This window comes from Bacillus sp. 05T22, from assembly GCF_056396765.1.
Genome location: NZ_JBFTMC010000094.1, coordinates 1 through 17,164 on the forward strand (window position 1 = coordinate 1; position 17,164 = coordinate 17,164).

Sequence of the window (17,164 nt, forward strand, 5' to 3'; positions counted from 1 at the left end):
GTTTAAGTGTATTCCCTTTCGTAAATGATTCGTTTAAGTGTATTCCCTTTCGTAAATGATTCACGGAGCTTACTCATTTTGTTTACACAAATTTTCATCTTTGCTATATTTGCAATGAGTTTTGATATTCTTCTTGGATATACAGGAATTGTTTCATTCGGTCATTGTATGTTTTTTGGAATAGGTGCTTATTGTGTTGCACTCTTACTAGATCGACAAGAGGTTTCTATAGCAAGCTTTTTAATCGGTATTGGGATAGCTGTTGTACTATCAGCGATAATCAGTTATATAATCGGTATGCTTTCTTTACGATTAAAAAGTCATTTTTATGCAATGTTAACACTTGCGATTTCCCAACTATTCTTCGTACTTGCTGAAAAATGGCGGTCTTTCACACATGGAGGAGATGGCTTTACATTCCGTGTACCTGATATGTTTCGTGACCGTTTCACATTTTACTATATTACACTCATATGTTTAGTCGTCATCTTTCTATTGCTTCACGTATTTACACAATCTTCTATTGGAAAAGTGTTAAAGGCAATTTCGCAAAATGAGCAACGTGTAGAAGCACTTGGATATAAAATTCTCCACTATAAAATTATTGCGAGCGTAGTTGCGGGAGTAGTAGCAGCGCTTAGCGGTGGTTTATTTGTTATCACATTACGCTTTGTGAATACAACTGTTTTTTCAATTGAAATGACTTTAAATGCTCTGTTAATGACAATGATTGGGGGAGTTGGGACATTAGTTGGAGCAATCGCTGGTGCCGGGATGATTGAATCTCTAAAGTATTATTTATCAGAACTTGCGACGCAGTATCCAATCTTTGAACGATGGACGATCTTTCTTGGGTTACTATATATTATTGTGTTATTAGGATTTCCAACAGGGTTAACTGGTACGGTTAAAAAAATAAGAAGTATAACAAAAAAGAAGGGGGCAGAGAAAAGTAAGGAAGTTGAGCATAGTACATGAAACTCCGCCCTTGAGATTTAGAGAGAAATGTGGAAGATAGGTGAAAGTTAGCCATCAGCGGTGGAACCTTCCGTTGATGAAGATATCACCTTATGAGATGGATAAAGGAATGTGAAATCGTATGTAATAAAAGTACAAATTCTTGATGTTTCAAGGTTTGTGCTTTTTATTTTGGAGATTTTTAGATGAGTGATTAGTATGACTATGGGAAATGGGCGTTTTATCCCGCATTAACGGGCAGTAATACTCCCACCTCAAGATTCAGTGAATACAAAGAAGCTAGGTGGGAGTATTACTGCCCGTAAAAGCCCGATTGATGAGGGCTAATAATCAGTGGGGGATGAAGAAAACCCCCACTGATTAAAGTTTCACTTTATCGAATGAAGAGTATCGTACTATTTGTAAAGGGGTTTAGAACTCAGCAGGTAAAGGCAATACTGAGCCATATTAGGAATGTATGTGAAAGGATGATTGTATGTTTGAGGAAGAAGGCATAGTTTTAATTATGGAACCTGTGGATGAAAGAGATCTTAGGAAATTCATTTTGACTATACCTCAGTCAGTTTATAAGAAAAAAGAAATTTCCTTACAATATGGAGCGCCTATAGGGGAAGGATACACAAATATTATTGAGGAAATTATCGGTGTACATATAGAATCAGAACTTGTAACAGTTATAGGATATGTAGGGAAGTAAACGTTATTATAAAGGAATCGACATACTTAATTGTATCTTAAGTATGTCTTTTTTCGGATGTATACAAATTTGAAATGGGCACTGCGACAAGTAAAGAAATGAAGGAGTTTCTGAAAAACTATGTACTAACAGTAGGTAGCATGAAAGAGTGTGATGTAGTAGAAGGTACGATTTCTGAATCGTTAACAGGTTATACCGTATTACTAATAGATGGAATGGGAGAAATACTACTATTAGAAACACAATTATGGAAATCAAGGAGTGTTAACAGCTAGAGAAAAATCAACAAAAGAGCTTGTTGTATATGAAATTCGTTCCATGAAAACCCCATATGTTTTTCAAAATTGATTATGAAAAGGAAATTGAAAAGTCCTGCTAGAATATATAAGTTGAGGTAATGAAAATGAAAATGAAGTAGCTAGTATTTTAGAATGACAGTATAACGAAAGGGATAAGTGTTTATAAATATAATAGAAGAAACAATAGGTTAGTATTCAGCTAGGAGGTAAAAAATGAAGTTGAAAAAGACGATATTACTTGTGTTTTTAATTACAATCGGTTTAATGGGCTGCTCTATGATTGAAGAGGGTAAGAATTCAATTGATTATGCTCAAAAGGCGACAGACTATGTTAATAAAGTGAGTGCGTTTGCAAATGAAGCGCCGGGATTAGTAGAAAAAGCAATCAATGATAGTGCTGCTCGAAAAGAATTAGAGACTAAGCTCGGAGACATTCAAAAGGATATCCCAGCTTTTAATGAATTGACACCCCCGGATGTAGCGAAGGACATCCATCAGCAAATTGTTGGATATAACGAAAAATTAAATGCATTAATTGATACAACCATGAAAAAGATAGAAGAAGGGAAAATGGATGTAGAACAATTTAAAAACTCAGAGCTTATGCAGACAGTTCAACAATTTCAGGATTTAAAAGATAAGGTTCAAAATTTAGGACAGTAAAGAAATGAGTGGCTTTTATACTGAAAGCCACTCGTTTCTTACTTTCATAATGAAAATAAAGATGTTCATAGAATCATTGAATGTAAATATTAATTTTTCCATTGTTCAAGAATACGTAGTTCCTTATTTGTTGCATCCAGCTCTACTTGAACACCAATTGGCATCGTCATCATCGGATGGGTATGGCAACAATCAAAGTCTGCAAGAAATGGCAATTTACGATTCTCTAGGACTTCTAGTAATATTTCATATGGTTTACGATTTGTACCACAATCATCGAATTGCTCATGTTTTCCAAGAATGATTCCTGAAACTTTATCAAATACACCGTTAATTTTAAGTAATGAAAAACTTCTTTCAATGGTAGCTGCATCTTTGGAGCTATCTTCAATAAAGAGAATATCTCCTTCTTTAATACAAGGCATAAATGGGCTACCCCATATACCTTGTATTGTATTTAAGTTGCCGCCAATTAGTCTTCCAGTTGTTTTTCCGCCATTTACACAAATCCACTCGTTTTTTCTTAGTTCTTTGTCCTTTGTTTTTTCTTCCCAGTTTATAAAGTCATCTGTCCAAAATAAAGGTTTCTTTACCTTGTAAGGAATTTCTTGTTCTTCCATTAAAGCTTCTGCAAAGTATGTATAAGTAGAGTTTACAAAAGGTTCGAATTCACCAAAAGAAGGAACAAGTGCTGGTCCATAAAATGTAGTAATRCCTGTTTTTGCATAGATTCCAAGTAGTAAAGCTGTAGTGTCTGAATACCCAATCATAATTTTTGGATTTTCTTTCAATGCTTTGTAATCAATATAAGGTAAAAGAGAATTTGAATTCATCCCGCCAATTGTTGACATGATGCATGTAACATTCGGATTTCTAATTAATGCATTTAGTTCTTCAGCACGTTCTTGAATGCTTCCAGAACGATAAAAATCCTGCTTACCTGTAAGGCGACCTTCCAATATATAGAACCCTTTATCTTGTAAATATTTTTTAGCTCGATTAAATCTTTTGGGAGATGTATATGTTACAGGTGAAGAAGGAGAGTAAATGCCGATAGTATCTCCTTTTTTTAAGGGATTAAGTAGTATCATTGTATCAAACCTTTCTTGTTTCGATTAGGAATTTAAGTAGTTTCAGGATTTAATATTTGAAAATTTATATTATTAAATTTTTGGTAGTATAACATATTCTTAACAAATAATCTTGAAAAAATAGTTATCGTAGATTATTTACTGTTTGACCTTGACGGTTTAAAGACATTGTTGTTATGGTTAAATTTGAAATGATAATAGGTAGAGTAAAAGGAGTTTTATTGATGAAAAGGTTAGGATGGGGAAGCGTAACAATACTCTGTGCTATTATTTTGGGTTCATGTTGGTTCTTTTTCCAAGGGAGTATTCTAGAGAAGAATGGTACTAATGTTTCCAAAGCAAAAGAAAAAATGACAATAGATGGTCCGCCCCTACAAGTAGCAGAGTTACCCAAAACAGGATTAACTGAAAAGATAATCCCACAAAAATATGTACCAGTAGTTGAAGCGAAAGCAGCAATGATCATTGATGCAAGTGATGGACAAGTAATGTATAAAAATAATGAAGAAGAGCTACTTGCCCCGGCGAGTATGTCAAAGATGATGACAGCATATATTCTTTTAGAAAGCATACATAAAGGGAAGGTCCATTGGGAGGATCAAGTGAAAATAAGTGCTAAATCAGCACAAGCAGAAGGCGCTAGAATTCCAGTGCAAGCGGGAGATGTATTAACGATTAAAGATTTATATCATGCGTTAATGATACAATCTGCCAACAATTCTGCAGTTGCTTTAGCGGAACATATAGCAAAGACCGAGCAAGAGTTTGCTCAACTTATGAATCAAACAGCAAAACAACTGGAGTTATCAGAAGCAACCAAGTTTGCAAATGCTTCTGGATTGCAAGAAGCTGATGGAAGTGAAACAAAGATGACTGTAGCTGATGTAGCAAAGTTAGCGTATCACCTTGTAACAGATTACCCGGAGATATTAGATGTTACCCATTTACGTCAAAGTCAATTAGCATTTAAAAGTACGACGGTTACGAGTACAAATGAAATGTTGAATCCGGCCAACCAAGGACTTTACTTAGAAGGAATGGATGGACTGAAAACAGGCTTCACTGATAGTGCAGGTTATTGTTTTACAGGGACTGCAAAACAAGGTGATAAACGACTCGTAACAGTTGTTATGGGTACGGAAAGTAAAATGAAACGTTTTACAGAAACGCATAAACTAATGTCTTATGGCTTCCAGATTGTTAAGTAAGTGAGGAATCTAATTTGAAGGAAGACAGCTTGTTTGAAACTCGAATTGAGTAGAAAATAAGCTGTTTTTTATTTTAAGGGAATATAAAAAGTATTAAAAACAAAAACTAAAAAAGTATGAGTGTTATTGTTTGAAAATGTTTTTCTGTGTAGATATAATAAAGTTATAAACTTATTATTAATAAGTAAGAGGCGGGATATACCATAATACATATTAGTAAGCCTCAAAATAAAAATTGGAGGGAATTAGTATGGCAAAAGATTTTTATTCAGCAATTGAAGACAGAAGATCAATTTATGCAATTAGTAAAGAGCAAGTTGTTTCTGATGAGAAAATTCAAGAAATAGTGAATCATGCCGTAAAGTATACACCTTCATCTTTTAATTCTCAGAGTGCAAGGGTTGTTGTTTTATTAGATGAGCAACATGACAAACTATGGAATATTACGAAAGAAACATTACGAAAAATTGTACCAGAAAATAATTTTGCACCAACAGAAGAAAAAATGAATGCATTTAAAAGTGGCTATGGAACAGTTTTATACTTTGAAGATAGTAAAGTAATAGAAGATCTTCAAGAAAAGTTTGCGTTATATAAAGACAATTTCCCGACTTGGTCCCAGCAATCATCGGGAATGCTGCAGTTTGCGATTTGGACAGCATTAGAAATTGAAGGGTTTGGTGCAACGCTGCAGCATTATAACCCATTAATTGATGACGAAGTGAGAAAAGAGTGGGATATTCCAGAAACTTGGAAGTTAATCGCTCAAATGCCATTTGGTAAACCAGTTGCACCAGCAGGAGAAAAAGAATTTCAGTCGTTAGAAACTCGTGTGAAATTTCATAAATAAAATGGGAAAAGGATTGCCTATATAGGTAATCCTTTTTTGTTTTGTACAGGACCAATAAAAGATTTTTAAAATCTCGTGAATTCTAGTCATTAGAAGTTCAATTTAAGGTATCATTATGGGTATGGAATGACAGATAGCGAAATCCATCATGTGACGCAGTGGTTTCAAAATAAATGAAACAGACAAACAGGGAATGCGGTTATTAGCAATTCCCTGTTTGTGCGATAAATTATTAAAAAATAATTATAATTTATAAGGATTCTTATGATTTAAATTATTACTTTGATTTTCAATAGTAACTTTTAATTCGGATTTTTTTGTTTCAATGGTTGGGATTTTTCTGAACGTTACCAAGGATAGCGTACGAACCAATGCATAGTGAAAATCGATATAATGCTTCGAACTATTATCAATAATTTGCTCCATAGATAATAATGAACCTCCTAATATTTGAACTATATTGGTTATTTTAACAATATAAGCATAAAGATTCCAAATAATCAGATCTTCAATGGAAGATTTACTACAAAAAATTCAAATGCTTGGCTTAAATCAATATGAAACAAAAGCCTATGTTTCATTAGTTCAACAGGGAGCTTCTAGTGCTTATCAAGTTAGCAAAAATTCTGGAGTCCCTCGTGCACGAATATATGAAATATTGAATACCCTTGAACAAAAAGGCATTGTAATGAAGGAAGAAATAAATGAAGCAGTACAATATTCTCCTTTACCTGTAGATGTGTTTTTAGAGGCAGTAAGAGAGAAATGGGAAGAGACATACACGTATGTAGAAAAAGAATTAAAAGTATTTGAAAAAAAAGAACCTGAGGTGGATCCGAGAGTAACCACTTTGAAAGGTGAAGAAAATATACTAGCTTTCTGCAGAATATTAATTCGAAGAGCGAAAAAAAAGATTATTTTGTCAATTCGGGATACTATGTATGAAAAATTATTAGTAGACTTACAAGAAAAAGAAAGAGAATGTAGTTTAAAGGGGATTGTCTTTGAAGTTGACGATCCGTTGCAAGGATTAGAAATTCATAGAAAAACAAGTTACGTTAATAATATTGGAGGTCATAAATGGTTTATCTTATCAATTGATGGAAAAGAAATGGTATATGGTCACTCGATAGAACAAAAAGGAAATGCTTTTTATACAGATGATCCTGTTCATATATATTTACTAGAAAATTATATATGGCATGATATATTAGTAAATCGTTTAGTAAGGGATAGCGATCAAAACATGGATTCTTGGATTGCTCCAGAACGAGAAAAGTTCTTTTTCATATAAATATAATTTTTTAGGATACTATATAGTTGATAAATGGCGGGATTTTTGTAATGATAAGAAGGTGACTCATGAAAAGAACTATTTTGTAAGACCAGTAGAAAAACCAATTGTTTACTTAGATATCATGATTTTATTAGTGGAGTAAGTAAAGAATGGATACTACTAGAAGCTTTGATTCGTTTTGTAATAGAAAAAATTAAATGTTTTATTACGAAAACGCTGTGTATGAAGTTGGAATTCACATGAAGTTCACATGAAGTTCACATCGGTAATTTAAAATAGTTGACGTGTGAAAAAGAAAGCCCTTGTATAAAAATGGAATTTAATATGAATTCATTTCCAATATTTTGGTAGGATATTAAAATCATTTTTTTAAGAGGGTAGTAGGGAAAGGGAGTTAATACAACTTATGAAAAAAGTACTAGCAGGTTTAGCGGCAGCTTCTGTAGCCGGCGCAGTAGTTCCTGGAATGGATGCTGCTCACGCACAAGTTTCAACAGACGCGCTAAAAGAAATCGATGGACAAACACAAAAACAAACACAAACAGTTGATCCGAAAGTAACTGAAACACAAACAGTAGAGAAAAAATCTGACCTTAAATACACAGTAACAGCTGATGTATTGAATGTACGTACAGGTCCTGGTACAGGAAATGATATTATTTCTAAAGTACAAGAAGGACAAGTTCTACAAGTAACTGGTGAAGAAAATGGTTGGTTTAAAGTAAATGTAAACGGTAAAACTGGCTATGTAAGCAGTGATTTTGTAACAACTGGTGAGAAAACAGGAACTGCTGTTCAACAAGGAACAGGTAACTATACGGTAAATGTTTCTTCACTTAATGTACGTACAGGTCCTAGTGCTTCTCATACAGTTGTAGGTACTGTAGACAAAGGACAAACTGTACAAGTTGTCGGTGAAGTACAAGACTGGTTTAAAATTAACCACAACGGCGGAACTGGCTATGTAAGTAAAGACTTTGTAACAAAAGGCGGTACAACTACAAATGTAAGTACGGAAACAGAAAAGCCAAACAACAATGAAATGACAATCCGAAAAGACGGCTCATATGTTGTTGATACAGGAGCTTTACGTGTACGTACAGGCCCGGCTACATATAATGCTGTAATTGGTGGCGTATTACAAGGCCAAACATTACAAGTTATTGGTGGGGAAAACGGTTGGTATAAAATTAACCACCAAGGAAGAACTGGCTATGTAAGTGCAGACCATGTTAAGTTTGTAAAAGGTGGTACAGCAAATGTAACTACGCCTTCTCGTCCAACTACTGGCGGTGAGCAAGGAAATACACAAACAGAAAAACCACAAACAGAAAAACCGACAACACCATCTGCTAATGGTTCATCAATTGTGTCTATTGCACAATCGCTAAATGGTTCACCATATGTATATGGTGGTACAACACCATCTGGTTTTGACTGCAGTGGCTACGTTTACTACGTATTAAATAAAGCAGGTCATTCTGGTGGACGTCAAACTGTTGCTGGCTACTGGGGCAGCAAGACACATACTAGTAATCCACAACCAGGTGATTTAGTATACTTTAAAGATACTACTGGTGCTGGTGCAGGTATGACTCATATGGGTATTTACTTAGGAAATGGTCAGTTCATCAGTGCAGAAACTGAAAAAACTGGTGTAAGAATTAGCTCAGTAAATAACTCTTACTGGAGTAAACATCTAGCAGGTTACACAAAAGCATAATAAGAACTGTATTCTTACATATTATAAGAAAAAGCTTTCTAGGAAACTAGAAAGCTTTTTTTGTTTTAGATGTCTTTATGCGTCCAGTAAAAAATTGGAATATAAATCATGGAAGTAGCTAGGACGGAATAAGTTTGCGGCATGGCCGGCTAGTGGGATTTCTTTATATAAAACGTTTGGAAGAATGGATTTTAAATCAAATAAACAGGATTTATAGAGATGATCGTGTTCACCCATTACCCATAGAATAGGTTGTGATAGTTCTCGTAGTCGAGATTTTAAATCGAATTCTAGACGGTGTTTGAGCGATTCGACAATAATCGATGAATGCAATTGTAATCCAAACCGATAATAAATGTTTTTTGAAATAACCGCAAAAGGACTTGCTTTTAGTATACCACTTGGGAAAATTGTACTCGCATATTGATAAAGCCAAGTGGAATATTCATTTTCACGGTTGTCCCAAAACTTTCGAAAGACGTTATATAAAAGGGAGGGATTATTGTAATGACCTCCAATATGACAAAGACTTAATACTTTCTCTGGATATTTGTGAGCGAATATAGTGGCAATGTAACAGCCATAGCTTAGGGCACAAATATGAGCTTGCTGAATACCTTCTTTCTCATACAGGTCTGATAATTGCTGTACTAATCGATCTAAAGAAAAGTCTATTGCTTGCCCTTTGTCTTCACCATGACCTAGTAAATCATACGTTATAATATTGTAAGAAGGAGAAAATCGTTTATATTCTTTTTTGAAGGCACGACGATTTCCGACTAATCCATGAATGAATATAATGGTCTTCTTTTCAGAATTCTTTTTTGCTTGCACGGTATACCCCTTTCGGTGAATGAAGATTAGTGAGATGCGTATGCTATGAAAATATATATTTTTATAGTTATATATGGGTAATCATTCTAAATTCTTTTTGCGTAGACTATAGAATGGTAATTTTTTATTTTTTATTAAGTACCAGGTAATAATATCAGATGATTATATCTGTTGTAAAGATAAGATTAGATGTGTTTTATTACCAAATCAGTAGATTAATCGTTTGACTGTTTATATTCAGTTTACATTCATATCGTATTCTAATTTTAGAAATAACCGTTTGGTTTGAAAGAAGGCAAGGTTCAAGCTTTAATTACACCAGTTATGTCATTTGTTTTAATGGCGTTACTTGTCATTATTGTAGGATATGGTGGAATGCGAGTTTCTAGTGGAGCATTAACAATTGGAGAACTTGTGGCATTTATTTTATATTTAATGCAAATTGTTATGCCAATGAGTCAACTTTCTATGTTCTTTACACAATTCCAAAAGGCAATTGGCGCAACGGAACGCATTAATACAATTTTAGAATATGAAGTGGAAAATCATATAGAAGGTAAAAATGTGGATTTTGAATATAACGAGGAAGAGAAAGTACTACAAAATATTCAATTTACGATTGAATCAGGAAAAGTGACTGCAATTGTAGGTCCAAGTGGTAGTGGGAAAACGACATTGTTTTCTTTATTAGAACGTTTTTATAAAGCTGATTCATCACGAAATTGTGCACATGGAGGTAGTGGTTTAGGATTGGCAATTGTGAAGAAAGTGATTGATCTTCATAAGGGAGAGACCCGGATAGAGAGTGTAGTTGGAAAGGGAACGGAATTTATCGTTTTGATTCCTGGGAGTAAACATAGCACTTGAAAATAGAGAAGTGGGGGCAGAGGAAACTGTCTTTTACTTCTCTATTTGTTTAGTAAGAAATAAAAAAAAATTTATAGGTTACCTAGAAGTAACCTACGCACATCAAAGTGCATAATTGCATTTAGGATGATATACATATAGAATTCATGGTATGAAAAAGCAACTTAGAATGATTGAGGAGTGTTATATTTGGCAGAATTATTACAAGGAAAAAATGCATTAATTACAGGAGCAGGAAGAGGAATTGGCCGTGCTGTGGCAATTGCTTTAGCAAAAGAAGGTGTGAACGTTGGTCTTTTAGCACGCTCAGAAGAAAACTTAAAAGCAGTTGCGAAGGAAGTAGAAGCAGAAGGTGTAAAAGCTGTTATTGCTACTGCTGATGTATCTTCATATGAAGAAGTTACTACTGCTATTGAAACATTAAAAAAAGGATTAGGCTCTATTGATATTTTAATTAATAATGCGGGTATTTCTAAGTTTGGCAAATTCTTAGAATTAGATGTTGCTGATTGGGAAAAAATCATCCAAGTAAACTTAATGGGTGTATATTACGCAACTCGCGCAGCGCTACCAAGCATGATTGAACAACAGTCTGGTGACATTATTAATATTTCATCAACAGCAGGACAAAAAGGTGCACCAGTAACAAGTGCATACAGTGCTTCTAAATTTGGTGTTCTTGGTTTAACAGAATCGTTAGCAATGGAAGTACGTAAACACAACATTCGTGTAACAGCTTTAACACCAAGTACTGTTGCAACTGATATGGCGGTAGAATTAGGATTAACAGATGGTAACCCTGAGAAAGTCATGCAAGCAGAAGATATCGCTGAGTTTATCGTAGCGCAGCTGAAATTAAATAAACGTACATTTATTAAATCTGCAGGACTTTGGTCTACTAATCCGTAAGAAGTTGTATATGAATAAAAAAGATTTGATTTAAAGCCAAATCTTTTTTATTTATTTCTTTTTAATTCTGAATTTTATGAACTATAATGAGGGATGCAAGTTATTGAATGAAGGATTATCCTATACAATTCGAAGGGAATGGTATTTACGTGAATAATATTGATAAATGGAAAGCTGTTGATCATTTTATTACGGATTTACTTATACCAACTGATTCTATTCTTGAAGAGGTACTTCTGTATAATTACAACAAAGTCGTGGATTATACAAGAAGGTTGTAGAATATACAACAAAGTTATGGACTTTACAACAAAGTTGTAAATTGAAGAATACAATTGATAAATTATATAGATAAAAAGCATGGCTATTTTTAAGTCATGCTTTTATCTTGTTAATGAGTTACTTGCAATGTATACTACCTGTAATTAATCAGAAAGAGATTTGGTTCGTACTGCTTTATAATTTGGTGATGATTTTGAAGTTCTTCTCAGTCAAGCTAGGGATGTTGAATCAATGTTGTATCAGAAACAACCAACATACCCAATTATTTCGAAAATGAATAAAGATAGTGAAAATGCTACTATTGAGTTAAGAAAATTTAAAAAGACAGGACTGGAACTTATTCAAACATATCAAATTAAAAATGTAATTAATCCGCTATTAGCTGATCATGTGACAAGGGAAGCGGAGCACTTTCTCTTTATGATTCATGTTTTGGAACAACGATTAAAACAAAAACAAATCGAAAGATTTTTGAGTCTACATAGTTGTAAAGAAGGAGTGTCCATAATAAAAATCTGTATAAACATAGGATATGAATTTTAAAAATTTTATTTTAAAGCTAATGTACCATTTTCTTGTAATGCAACACCAAACCAGACTTACTAATATCCTTTTTATTAGACTATATGTGGGAAAATTATTACTTAAAGAAAAAAACATTTGATTACTAAACTAAACAGCTATCGGTATATCGATAGCTGTTTAGTTTAGTAATAGATATTGTTATAGTGTAGACATTATGCACTTGGCATAGGAGTTGGAGTTGGTTTTGCATATCCTTCTTTATATTGGTTGTCAATGTATTGACGAATTTCAAGTGTAGACATTCCATTTTTCTTTAGTGAGACAGATTGCAGAGCAATGTCTAAACAATTGGCACATGTTGTCGCATGAGAGTCCCAGACGATTTCACCACTTTCTTTCACTTCACGAACAAAGCAATTTTTGTTGCTCTTATGACCAACGCTTTCTCCACATCCACAATAACAAGGAATCCATTCTAATAATTCATGATCTTCTCCTGCCATTTGATAAATTTTTTGCATCTGTTCAGGCTTCGTAGATAGGAATGAAGGGAGAGTATCAGCTCCCTTTGTTGTTTCTGTAATATCAGTTACGGTATGGTCATCTCCCATGGTATGTTCCTGAGTACTTTTTTGTGTTTCTTTTGGTTCTGAGGAAGATTTTTTCTCTTCATTTGAACTGCATCCTGCTAAAGCAATTAGAATAGACAAGCAGATTAATAGTAGGATAGAAAAAAGTGGTCTTTTCATATTTGTTCGCTCCTTAATTTTTATTTTGTAAATTAACGAATGGTTTTAATATCCTGAATAATTTCTTTATATGGTGTGTTTGTAAGAGCTGAGTAGCTCTTTACGACAATTCCATTCTTATCTACAAGATAAAGTTTTGTCCCATGAATGACTTGTGTTGTGCTTGCTGGTTTATCTACAAATGCTTGGAAGCTATTTTTAGCAAAAGAGGTGATTTCTTCTTGTGTATAATTGGTTAGAAAGTGCCATTTGGAAACATCGGTATCATAGCGTTCCATAAATTCTTTTAGTTTTTCTGGTTTGTCCACAGTAGGGTCTACACTGAATGAAACAAATTCTACATCATTGATTCCTTCTTCTTTCAACATGTTTTTAAGTTTTGTCATATTGGCTGTCATAGGTGGACAAACGGTTTCACAACTTGTGAAAATAAAGTCTGCGACCCATACTTTCCCTTTTAGGTCCGATAGCCCAAAAGGTTTTCCGTTTTGATCGGTATACGAAAACTTCTCTACTTTCCAGTCCAATGAGTCCTTCAATTTTGGTTCACCACATGCACTTAAAAATACAATCATGCTGACAATCATCAGTAATCTTATAGTACGAACTTTTTTCATATGTATCCCCTTTCATTTCTTTATTATGTATAAGGAGGCTATGTGATAGCCTCCTAACAGATTACTTGTTTTGTAATAAGCGCATACTATTTAAGATAACAAGAAGTGCGGCCCCTGTATCGCTAAGTACAGCAATCCAAAGTGTGAGCCAACCTGGGAAGATAAAAGCAAGTGCAATAAATTTAATAATCAATGAGAACCAGATGTTCTGTTTGATTATGTGTAGTGCTTTACGGCTTAGTTTCATTGTATAAGGAAGCTTTTCAAGGTTATCTGCCATAAGTACAATATCTGCTGTTTCCATTGCTGTATCAGTTCCAGCACCACCCATGGCAATCCCAAGGTTCGCTGTAGCAAGAGCAGGAGCATCATTGATGCCATCTCCAATCATAGCCACAGTTTTCCCTTCAGATTGGAGATGTTTTACAGAGCGAACTTTATCTTCTGGAAGTAAATTAGCAAAGTAACGATCCACTTTTGCTTTCTGGGCAATGTGATTAGCTGTTCCTTCATTGTCTCCCGTTAACATAACAGTTTCTCGAATGCCTGTTCGTTTTAATTCTTGGATTGTTTGATAAGTTGTCGAGCGGATGGAATCAGCTACAGAAATCATTCCAAGAATCGTATGATTTGTTCCGATAAGTACTACCGTTTGACCAATTCGTTGCATTTCTTGAATCGGTTCTTTCCAAACTTGAAGAGAGGTACCTAAATCATCAAATAGAGCAGCATTTCCAGCATAATAGGTTTCTCCATTGATATTTACTTGCGCACCTTTTCCTACAATTGCACGGAATTCCTTTCCTTCTTGAACGGAAATTTGTTGTTCCTTTGCGTATGTTGTGATTGCTCTTGCGATTGGGTGATTAGAATATTCCTCAATCGTTGTCGCAATTGATAATAATTCATTTTCAGGGCAATCTAGGCTTCTTACATGCATTACCTGTGGTTTCCCTTCAGTCAATGTTCCTGTTTTATCAAATGCGATAGCATTTAATGAGCCTGCTATTTCTAAAGCTGTACCACCTTTGATGAGGACACCGTTTCTCGCAGCATTTCCAATAGCAGATACAATTGCGACAGGGGTAGAGATGACTAAAGCACAAGGGCATGCAACAACAAGAAGTTCTAGTCCTCTATAAATCCAATCCATCCATGTACCCATGCCAAGGAGAGGAGGGAGTATCATTACGCTAATCGCTAATAGAAAGACGATTGGTGTATAGATTTTTGCGAAACGATCAACAAATGCTTCTGTAGGTGCTTTCTTTTCTTGTGCTTCCTCGACAAGGTGAATAATTCGTGAAAGTGTAGTATCCTCAACGAGTTTTGTTACCGTAATCTCAAGAGAGCCTTCTTCATTAATCGTTCCTGCATACACGGAATCACCAATTTGTTTATCAATAGGGATGGATTCACCAGTAATAGGTGCTTGGTTTACAGTAGAATTTCCTCCTATAACGGTCCCATCCAATGGGATTTTTTCACCTGGTTTCACTACAATTGTTGTGCCTACTGTAATATCTTCTACGGATGTTTTGACAAGTTCCGTTTCAACTTTTACCCATGCTTCAGAGGGAGCTAAATCAATCAATCCACGAATTGATTCGCGCGTACGTTCAATAGATTTATTTTGTAGTGTTGCTCCTAATGCGAATAGCCAAACAACCGTTGCACCTTCTAACCATTGTCCAATTAGAGCAGCACCAATAGCAGCAGATATCATGAGAACATTCATATCTAGTGCCTTACTTCTTAAGGCATAAAAAGCACTTTTTGCAGGTTTATATCCTCCAATTAGGGTACTAGCTGCATAAAGAAGTGTAATGAGAAGGGGGGATGTATTTGCAAAACCACTGAAAAATCCTAAAGCTAAAAATAGTCCTGAGAGAATCAAAGTTGTATCTTTAGATTTTGAATTTGGTGTCGCTCCCCTACGACTTCCTGCTAAGGATGCCTCAAACCCTGCGTTAGAAATTTCTTTTATAATGTCATCTGCACTTCGGTCATGACGAATATGCATTTTTCCAGTAGCAAAGTTTACGTGGACTTCTTGAACGCCTGAAACATTTTGTAGATGTTTTTCGATTGTTAAAGCACACGCACCACAATCCATCCCTCCGACCAGATATGTTTGTACGCCATCACCTGTTACTTTCGGTGTATCACGAGGTAGTGTGTCTTCACATGAACTATCACTACAACAAGAAGAAGCTTTTGGTGTCACTTCTTCTTTTGGTGTGGCAAATGAAGAGCAGCATAAAGATACCTTTTCTGGTTTGGGCCCACAACAAGAATCAGAAGAGTCATTTTCTGTTTTCGCAGTATCGGTGCTATTACTACAACAGGAAGCCTTTTTAACAGTGAGTACAATTGGACTCTGATTTTGAGAAGAGCAACATGATGATATTTCCTTTGTTACTTCTTTTTTGATGGGAGTTAGTGAAGAATCACTATACGAAGAAGTTTGACAACAACTCGTTTGTTTCTCTTTCTTATCAGTCATGACAACTCGCGCCCTTTTGAGATAAGCATGCATCGTTTTTATCACATGATGCTACCTCGTTCTGCACTTCATGAAATACAACATCAAACATTGTAAGTAATTGTTTGATTTGTGTATTTCGTAAAGAATAGTAGACATACTTTCCTTCTTGTCTTCCCAGGATAATACCGCATCCTTTTAAACAGTTTAGGTGTTGAGATATATTCGACTGATTTCCTTTGATAATCTCTACAATTTCAGAAACCGTTTTTTCCCCATCCATCATACATTGAAGAATCTGAAGTCTTGTTTTATCAGCAAAGCCACGAATAAACTTGGCTTTTATATCTAAATCATTTATATTGCACAATTGTATTCACTCCAATCGTATTAGTCATTACTAATATGTTTATTCTTCATTCATATTAGCATTGACTAATATGTGTGTCAAAATATTTTTAAAAAGTCTGAAAAATATATATTTGCTCTATTTTTAACTATGAAGATTTAAGGATAAACTGGATAAAAATCCCTTGACGTGCAAAAAGGGAATACTATAATGAATGAAAATATATGAACATATGAACGATTGTTCATATAAAAAACTTGAAAAGTAAGTAATAGAGGTGGACTCATGTTAGATGTTATTATAATTGGTGCTGGGCAAGCTGGTTTAAGCATGGGTTACTACTTGAAGAAAGAAGGCTATTATTTTGTAATATTTGAGGGAGAAAAAAGAATTGGAGATTCGTGGAGAAACAGGTATGACTCTTTGGTTCTATTTACACCTAAGTCATATAGTTCACTGCCAGGGATGAAGTTAGAGGGAGATAAAAATGCGTTTCCTACAAAAGATGAAATTGCAGATTATCTTGAAATGTATGCTGTTCGTTTTTCGTTACCAGTATAGTTGGAAACGACTGTACATAAAGTACAAAAAATAGAAAGTACATTTGAAGTATCTACCGATAGGGGAGTATTTCTTTCTAAACATGTCATTATCGCATATGGTTCCTTTCAGAAACCATATATTCCTTCAATTTCTCAAAACCTCTCACAAGGGGTGTTTCAGATTTATTCTTCTCAATAT

The 17,164-nt window shown here is 34.6% G+C and carries 17 protein-coding genes and 3 pseudogenes; 13 read left to right on the forward strand and 7 right to left on the reverse strand.

All coding sequences use genetic code 11. The features are described 5' to 3' along the window. Positions 1 to 24: 24 nt before the first annotated feature. From AC1DIT_RS21520 to AC1DIT_RS21535, 4 genes are all read left to right on the forward strand, one after another. Positions 25 to 978, forward strand: a complete 954-nt coding sequence (locus tag AC1DIT_RS21520) for a branched-chain amino acid ABC transporter permease (RefSeq protein ID WP_476998394.1) — start codon at positions 25 to 27, stop codon at positions 976 to 978. A gap of 475 nt (positions 979 to 1,453) precedes the next feature. Further along, positions 1,454 to 1,675: a hypothetical protein gene (locus AC1DIT_RS21525; protein WP_016114505.1), complete on the forward strand. Its 222-nt coding sequence runs from the start codon at positions 1,454 to 1,456 to the stop codon at positions 1,673 to 1,675. A gap of 74 nt (positions 1,676 to 1,749) precedes the next feature. Beyond that, positions 1,750 to 1,950, forward strand: a complete 201-nt coding sequence (locus AC1DIT_RS21530; protein ID WP_016114506.1) for a spore germination protein — start codon at positions 1,750 to 1,752, stop codon at positions 1,948 to 1,950. Between the two features lie 237 nt (positions 1,951 to 2,187). Next, positions 2,188 to 2,637, forward strand: a complete 450-nt coding sequence (locus AC1DIT_RS21535; RefSeq protein WP_016114507.1) for a DUF6376 family protein — start codon at positions 2,188 to 2,190, stop codon at positions 2,635 to 2,637. An 89-nt stretch (positions 2,638 to 2,726) separates the two neighbouring features. Here the strand turns inward: AC1DIT_RS21535 and AC1DIT_RS21540 are convergent, their stop codons facing one another. Further along, positions 2,727 to 3,728: a S66 family peptidase gene (locus AC1DIT_RS21540; RefSeq protein WP_016131324.1), complete on the reverse strand. Its 1,002-nt coding sequence runs from the start codon at positions 3,726 to 3,728 to the stop codon at positions 2,727 to 2,729. A 224-nt stretch (positions 3,729 to 3,952) separates the two neighbouring features. Here AC1DIT_RS21540 and AC1DIT_RS21545 point away from each other — a divergent pair, with 224 nt between their 5' ends. Together AC1DIT_RS21545 and AC1DIT_RS21550 are read left to right on the forward strand one after the other, a co-directional pair. After that, on the forward strand, positions 3,953 to 4,936 hold the full coding sequence (locus AC1DIT_RS21545) for a D-alanyl-D-alanine carboxypeptidase family protein (RefSeq protein ID WP_016114509.1): 984 nt from the start codon (positions 3,953 to 3,955) through the stop codon (positions 4,934 to 4,936). A 250-nt stretch (positions 4,937 to 5,186) separates the two neighbouring features. Beyond that, positions 5,187 to 5,786: a nitroreductase family protein gene (locus AC1DIT_RS21550; protein ID WP_016114510.1), complete on the forward strand. Its 600-nt coding sequence runs from the start codon at positions 5,187 to 5,189 to the stop codon at positions 5,784 to 5,786. Between the two features lie 243 nt (positions 5,787 to 6,029). Here AC1DIT_RS21550 and AC1DIT_RS21555 read toward each other — a convergent pair whose 3' ends face one another. Then, positions 6,030 to 6,212 (reverse strand): hypothetical protein, encoded by a 183-nt coding sequence (locus AC1DIT_RS21555; RefSeq protein ID WP_016114511.1) that lies wholly within the window; start codon positions 6,210 to 6,212, stop codon positions 6,030 to 6,032. 85 nt (positions 6,213 to 6,297) lie between these two features. Between AC1DIT_RS21555 and AC1DIT_RS21560 the strand changes: the two genes are divergently transcribed. Both AC1DIT_RS21560 and entFM read left to right on the forward strand, forming a co-directional pair. Further along, positions 6,298 to 7,080 carry a TrmB family transcriptional regulator gene (locus AC1DIT_RS21560; protein WP_016114512.1) on the forward strand — a complete coding sequence of 261 codons (783 nt, stop codon included), beginning with the start codon at positions 6,298 to 6,300 and terminating at the stop codon, positions 7,078 to 7,080. Between the two features lie 409 nt (positions 7,081 to 7,489). Next, positions 7,490 to 8,806, forward strand: coding sequence for an enterotoxin EntFM (gene entFM / locus AC1DIT_RS21565; protein ID WP_016131325.1), 1,317 nt, complete (start codon positions 7,490 to 7,492; stop codon positions 8,804 to 8,806). Between the two features lie 75 nt (positions 8,807 to 8,881). On the opposite strand, the gene AC1DIT_RS21570 is transcribed toward entFM, so the two are convergent. Then, complete coding sequence (locus AC1DIT_RS21570) at positions 8,882 to 9,640, reverse strand: alpha/beta fold hydrolase (RefSeq protein WP_016114514.1); 759 nt, start codon at positions 9,638 to 9,640, stop codon at positions 8,882 to 8,884. A 282-nt stretch (positions 9,641 to 9,922) separates the two neighbouring features. On the opposite strand from AC1DIT_RS21570, the pseudogene AC1DIT_RS21575 reads away from it, so the two are divergent. The 4 genes and pseudogenes from AC1DIT_RS21575 to AC1DIT_RS21590 form a co-directional block, all read left to right on the forward strand. Further along, positions 9,923 to 10,507, forward strand: a pseudogene (locus AC1DIT_RS21575) (ATP-binding protein); the annotation flags it as partial. Between the two features lie 189 nt (positions 10,508 to 10,696). Further along, on the forward strand, positions 10,697 to 11,416 hold the full coding sequence (locus AC1DIT_RS21580) for a 3-ketoacyl-ACP reductase (RefSeq protein WP_016114516.1): 720 nt from the start codon (positions 10,697 to 10,699) through the stop codon (positions 11,414 to 11,416). A 107-nt stretch (positions 11,417 to 11,523) separates the two neighbouring features. After that, positions 11,524 to 11,697, forward strand: a complete 174-nt coding sequence (locus AC1DIT_RS21585; RefSeq protein ID WP_018781363.1) for a hypothetical protein — start codon at positions 11,524 to 11,526, stop codon at positions 11,695 to 11,697. Between the two features lie 148 nt (positions 11,698 to 11,845). Next, a pseudogene (locus tag AC1DIT_RS21590) lies at positions 11,846 to 12,166 on the forward strand (DUF2935 domain-containing protein); the annotation flags it as partial. 269 nt (positions 12,167 to 12,435) lie between these two features. On the opposite strand, the gene AC1DIT_RS21595 reads toward AC1DIT_RS21590, so the two are convergent. The 4 genes from AC1DIT_RS21595 to AC1DIT_RS21610 all read right to left on the reverse strand — a co-directional run bounded on the left by AC1DIT_RS21595 (position 12,436) and on the right by AC1DIT_RS21610 (position 16,444). After that, positions 12,436 to 12,972, reverse strand: coding sequence for a PCYCGC motif-containing (lipo)protein (locus tag AC1DIT_RS21595; RefSeq protein WP_016114518.1), 537 nt, complete (start codon positions 12,970 to 12,972; stop codon positions 12,436 to 12,438). A gap of 32 nt (positions 12,973 to 13,004) precedes the next feature. Next, positions 13,005 to 13,589 (reverse strand): SCO family protein, encoded by a 585-nt coding sequence (locus tag AC1DIT_RS21600; RefSeq protein ID WP_016114519.1) that lies wholly within the window; start codon positions 13,587 to 13,589, stop codon positions 13,005 to 13,007. Between the two features lie 61 nt (positions 13,590 to 13,650). Next, positions 13,651 to 16,095, reverse strand: coding sequence for a heavy metal translocating P-type ATPase (locus tag AC1DIT_RS21605; RefSeq protein ID WP_033671117.1), 2,445 nt, complete (start codon positions 16,093 to 16,095; stop codon positions 13,651 to 13,653). Beyond that, positions 16,088 to 16,444 (reverse strand): ArsR/SmtB family transcription factor, encoded by a 357-nt coding sequence (locus AC1DIT_RS21610; RefSeq protein ID WP_016114521.1) that lies wholly within the window; start codon positions 16,442 to 16,444, stop codon positions 16,088 to 16,090. The genes AC1DIT_RS21605 and AC1DIT_RS21610 overlap by 8 nt, the downstream gene beginning before the upstream one ends. A 264-nt stretch (positions 16,445 to 16,708) precedes the next feature. Here AC1DIT_RS21610 and AC1DIT_RS21615 point away from each other — a divergent pair. Then, positions 16,709 to 17,164 (forward strand): annotated as a pseudogene (locus AC1DIT_RS21615) (NAD(P)-binding domain-containing protein); the annotation flags it as partial.

Bases quoted from the DNA above. Each gene is read 5' to 3' on its own strand.
- AC1DIT_RS21520 (WP_476998394.1), top strand. From the start codon at position 25: ATGATTCGTTTAAGTGTATTCCCTTTCGTAAATGATTCACGGAGCTTA.
- AC1DIT_RS21525 (WP_016114505.1), top strand. From the start codon at position 1,454: ATGTTTGAGGAAGAAGGCATAGTTTTAATTATGGAACCTGTGGATGAA.
- AC1DIT_RS21530 (WP_016114506.1), top strand. From the start codon at position 1,750: ATGGGCACTGCGACAAGTAAAGAAATGAAGGAGTTTCTGAAAAACTAT.
- AC1DIT_RS21535 (WP_016114507.1), top strand. From the start codon at position 2,188: ATGAAGTTGAAAAAGACGATATTACTTGTGTTTTTAATTACAATCGGT.
- AC1DIT_RS21545 (WP_016114509.1), top strand. From the start codon at position 3,953: ATGAAAAGGTTAGGATGGGGAAGCGTAACAATACTCTGTGCTATTATT.
- AC1DIT_RS21550 (WP_016114510.1), top strand. From the start codon at position 5,187: ATGGCAAAAGATTTTTATTCAGCAATTGAAGACAGAAGATCAATTTAT.
- AC1DIT_RS21555 (WP_016114511.1), bottom strand. From the start codon at position 6,212: ATGGAGCAAATTATTGATAATAGTTCGAAGCATTATATCGATTTTCAC.
- AC1DIT_RS21560 (WP_016114512.1), top strand. From the start codon at position 6,298: ATGGAAGATTTACTACAAAAAATTCAAATGCTTGGCTTAAATCAATAT.
- entFM (WP_016131325.1), top strand. From the start codon at position 7,490: ATGAAAAAAGTACTAGCAGGTTTAGCGGCAGCTTCTGTAGCCGGCGCA.
- AC1DIT_RS21585 (WP_018781363.1), top strand. From the start codon at position 11,524: ATGAAGGATTATCCTATACAATTCGAAGGGAATGGTATTTACGTGAAT.
- AC1DIT_RS21595 (WP_016114518.1), bottom strand. From the start codon at position 12,972: ATGAAAAGACCACTTTTTTCTATCCTACTATTAATCTGCTTGTCTATT.
- AC1DIT_RS21600 (WP_016114519.1), bottom strand. From the start codon at position 13,589: ATGAAAAAAGTTCGTACTATAAGATTACTGATGATTGTCAGCATGATT.
- AC1DIT_RS21605 (WP_033671117.1), bottom strand. From the start codon at position 16,095: ATGACTGATAAGAAAGAGAAACAAACGAGTTGTTGTCAAACTTCTTCG.